Below are 3481 nucleotides of genomic sequence, written 5' to 3'. Positions count from 1 at the left end.
GTATCCATCCGAGGTGGGCCGCGGGACTTGGGATCTCGCGCGTGGTAGCATAGCAGAATGGAGATCGACGAGGACAAAATCGATGACGCGGTCCTGGCACTGTTATGGCTGACGCTCCACGATGAGCGTTGCGCCTGGAAGGGATTTGATTGGACGACGACGAACCGGTTGCACGAGAAGGGACTGATCTGTGATCCGGCGAACAAGTCGAAGTCGCTGGTCCTGACGGACGAAGGTCTACGGCGCTCGGAAGAGCTGTTCCGCCGGTTGTTTGCACGGTAAAATCCACTTTCGGCCTTCGCTCACAGCCAGGCGTTCAGGTTTTGCGGCGCGCTTTTCGGGCCCATTTTGCAGCCAGGTCATCGACGGCTTTGTTGAGCTGCGAGAAGTCGGCGGCGGTGGGATCATAATCGCTGCCGCCCCACCATTCGAGGATTTCGGCATGTCGCTCGTGCGCCGGGTCTGTAAGCGCCTCGCGGAACTCCTGATAACCCCATGGACCACCGACGTCTTCAGGCGGGCAGTGTCCCGTTGCTTCGAGGAGCATTGGTCCTTCCGTGCCAACTGCAGGAAAGGTGCGCTCGATCTTGATGCTGTGTTCCCATCCGTCGCCAAAGTCGTATAGGTATTTGAACGATTTCGCACCGGTGTCCTGGACTGCCGACAGCAGCGAGACCCTGCGGGCATCGATCGGACCATCTCCCCATTCCTCGTCAGGCAAACCAAAGCCGACGTCACGCATGCGGAATTCGTAAAGGTGGCTGTTGGTCCAGCCCATCGCCGCCTGCAACACCTCGTGCAGCCGACTGAGCCTGATGGTGAACGGCACGACAACGCGCCGCATCACTATCGGCTCGACATGATCGAGGGTGATCTTCAGGCGGACGACGGAAGCCACCATCGTCAGGCCGCCAGCATGACGGTTGCCGGCGATGCTCGTTTCCACTCCCAGGGCAGCAGTTCGTGCAGGCGCGTGACAGGATGGTCCGCGATGCGAGCCAGGACATCAGCAAGCCAAGCCTTTGGGTCGACATCGTTGAGGCGGCAGGTGGTGATGACGGTCAGCATGACAGCGGCACGATCGGCCCCACGCTGGGAACCGGCGAAGGTCCAGTTCCGTCTTCCCAGTGCGACACTTCTCAGCGCCCTCTCGGCTGCGTTGTTCGTTAGACAAACTCTCCCGTCTTCGAGGAAGAGGGCAAAGCCCTCCCAGCGCTTCAGCATGTAGTCAATCGGCTCGATGACCTCGGACGATCTGCTGAGCGTGGCGCGTTCTTTCGTCAACCACTCGTGCATATCATCGAACAGCGGCTTGCTCTTGTCCTGTCGCACAGCCCGCCGTTCTTCGGCGCTCAATCCGTTGATCTGCCGCTCGATCTCGAACAATTCGTCGTAGCGCTTGACGGCTTCCAATGCGATCGGCGAGATCGGCTTGCCCTTGCGTTTGCGATCCCGCGCATTCTTCTGGATATCGGCCAGCTCAAAGAATTTGCGCCGCGCATGCGCATGGCAAAAGGCGAAGGTGATCGGCACCTCTTTCGTTGCGGCAACAGCGATCGGCTCAAAGCCATTGTAGCAATCGCTCTGTAGAATGCCGCCGTATCCGGCGAGGTGTTTCTGCGGATGTTCGCCGCGCCGGTCACTCGACGCATAATAGATTGCGGCTGGCGGCGCCGTTCCCCCGAACGGCCGGTCATCGCATACGTAAGTCCATATGCGTCCAGTCGTGCATTTGTCCCTGGCCTGAATGGGAATGGTGGTGTCATCACCGTGAAGACGCTGGGCCGCAAAGACATGCACCTCGATCAGATCGAAGACAGGCATGAGAGCCGCTGTCGCGTACCCGACCTGGTCGGCCAGCGTCGAGGTCGAAAGATCGATCCCTTCGCATTTGAACCGGGCACTCTGCCGGTTGAGCGGGCTGTGCATGCCGAACTTGTCGAACAGGATCGTCGCCAGCAGATGCGGACCGATGAAGCCGCGCGGCGTGGCATGGAACGGTGCCGGCGTCTGGCTGATCGCCTCACAGTCACGGCACGTGAACTTTACCCGCACCGTCTCGATCACCTTGAACCGGCGCGGAATCTCCTCGAGCGTCTCGGTGACGTCCTCGCCCAGCTTTGACAGGCGCGAACCACCACAGCAGGCGCAAGTCGTCGGCGGCTCGATGACGATACGTTCGCGCTCAATATCGTCCGGCCATGGCTTGCGCACCGGCCGTTTGCGCGTGAACGAACGTACGCTCGAGGTTCTGGCGCTTGCTGCTTGTGCCGCGACCTCATCCTCCGTCGCCGCCGTCACGAGTTCCTCGAGCTGCAGTTCCAACTGGTCGATCAGGCGCGCCGTGCGCTCGGATCGCCGACCGCGCAACTCGCGCCTGAGCTTCTCGATCTTCAATTCCAGAGCAACGATCAGCGCCTCGTTGTCAGTGAGCATCGCCTGCGCATTGGCCGCTTCCGCTACTGCGATAGCGTGTTTAGCCTGCAAAGCTTCATGCTCGCCGAGCAGCGCCAGGTAAGCGCCGACAACATCCGCAGGAAGATCGACAGGCTTTGAGATCATGAAGCCATTCGATCAGATTTCTCCTGTATTTTCAATCGAATAATGCTCAGCCGACCTTCGTCGGCCGCCAGGTTTCCTGAGGATGCCTCCAGTCGATCCCGGACAGAAGATAACTGAGCTGCGCGGGTGATATCGCGATCGCGCCGCCCTCCGCAGACGGCCAGACGAACCGGCCGCGGTCCAATCTTTTTGTAAAAAGGCAGCTCCCCTGGCCGTCACTCCAGATCACTTTTATCAGCGATCCGCTACGACCGCGGAATACAAAAAGATTGCCGTCCAGAGGGTTCAGCTTCAGCACCTCCTGCACCCGTAACGCAAGGGAAGGAAACCCACACCGCATGTCGGTATGGCCCGTTGCGATCCACACCCGCACATTTTGACCGGAAGGAAGCGTGATCACCGCAGCGTCTCCAGACCCCGCATGATCCGCAGCAGCGCCTCAACGTCGACGCTGCCGTCCACGATCACACGACGGCCATTCGCCGCAAAAATCTCCATGCGGCCGGAAGGAGACGCCACCGAATGCTCCATCGCAGCAGGGGGAGTGACCTGCTTCACCGGCACAAAAGCTTCCGGCATGACGAAAGCCGGCACAAAACCATCGCTTTGTTTCTGGGCGTGCAAACTCTGGCGAACCGATTTGCGCCAACGGTTCAACAGGGAGCGGCTGATGCCGTACTGACGGGCCGTGGCCGACGCCTGGCCTCTCCCCGCAAAGCTTTCTGCGACAATCCGCAGCTTCTCATCCTCACTAAAGCGACGCCGCCGACCGGTGTTGATCACCTCGATACGGCTCACCCGAGACCCCCTGTCCCCTTCAAAAATCTCCATCTGTCCAACTGTCCTTATGCCTGGGAATAAGGACAGGGTCTGAACAGTTTTATCCAATATTCACAGGCGGCCTCGCTCGGACGGATAC

5 protein-coding genes are annotated in these 3481 nt (G+C 59.9%); 1 reads left to right on the top strand and 4 read right to left on the bottom strand.

Translation table 11 applies throughout. The features are described from left to right. The first annotated feature begins 57 nt into the window (after positions 1–57). Entirely contained in the window at positions 58–282 is a 225-nt protein-coding gene (locus IEX27_RS20960) for a DUF6429 family protein (protein ID WP_188723010.1), read from the top strand. A 34-nt stretch (positions 283–316) separates the two neighbouring features. Here the strand turns inward: IEX27_RS20960 and IEX27_RS20955 are convergent, their stop codons facing one another. Genes IEX27_RS20955 through tnpA form a run of 4 tightly spaced genes read right to left on the bottom strand, consistent with a single transcriptional unit; the run spans position 317 to position 3393 of the window. Next, the gene (locus IEX27_RS20955) at positions 317–901 is read right to left on the bottom strand and encodes a plasmid pRiA4b ORF-3 family protein (protein WP_188723012.1); all 585 of its coding nucleotides are present in this window, start codon (positions 899–901) and stop codon (positions 317–319) included. 2 nt (positions 902–903) lie between these two features. Further along, positions 904–2562 (bottom strand): IS66 family transposase, encoded by a 1659-nt coding sequence (tnpC, locus tag IEX27_RS20950; RefSeq protein ID WP_188723009.1) that lies wholly within the window; start codon positions 2560–2562, stop codon positions 904–906. A gap of 46 nt (positions 2563–2608) precedes the next feature. Beyond that, on the bottom strand, positions 2609–2962 hold the full coding sequence (gene tnpB / locus IEX27_RS20945; RefSeq protein ID WP_210315586.1) for an IS66 family insertion sequence element accessory protein TnpB: 354 nt from the start codon (positions 2960–2962) through the stop codon (positions 2609–2611). Then, positions 2959–3393: an IS66-like element accessory protein TnpA gene (gene tnpA, locus IEX27_RS20940; protein ID WP_188723008.1), complete on the bottom strand. Its 435-nt coding sequence runs from the start codon at positions 3391–3393 to the stop codon at positions 2959–2961. The genes tnpB and tnpA overlap by 4 nt, the downstream gene beginning before the upstream one ends. Positions 3394–3481 lie beyond the last annotated feature (88 nt).

The organism is Nitratireductor aestuarii, assembly GCF_014641695.1.
GTDB lineage: Bacteria > Pseudomonadota > Alphaproteobacteria > Rhizobiales > Rhizobiaceae > Chelativorans > Chelativorans aestuarii.
The sequence above is the reverse complement of the archived record's forward strand: the minus strand, read 5'-3'. Positions and strand labels throughout refer to the sequence as shown.

Coding starts and splice junctions, on each gene's coding strand:
- tnpA (WP_188723008.1), bottom strand. CDS start 3,393: ATGGAGATTTTTGAAGGGGACAGGGGGTCTCGGGTGAGCCGTATCGAG.
- tnpC (WP_188723009.1), bottom strand. CDS start 2,562: ATGATCTCAAAGCCTGTCGATCTTCCTGCGGATGTTGTCGGCGCTTAC.
- IEX27_RS20960 (WP_188723010.1), top strand. CDS start 58: ATGGAGATCGACGAGGACAAAATCGATGACGCGGTCCTGGCACTGTTA.
- IEX27_RS20955 (WP_188723012.1), bottom strand. CDS start 901: ATGGTGGCTTCCGTCGTCCGCCTGAAGATCACCCTCGATCATGTCGAG.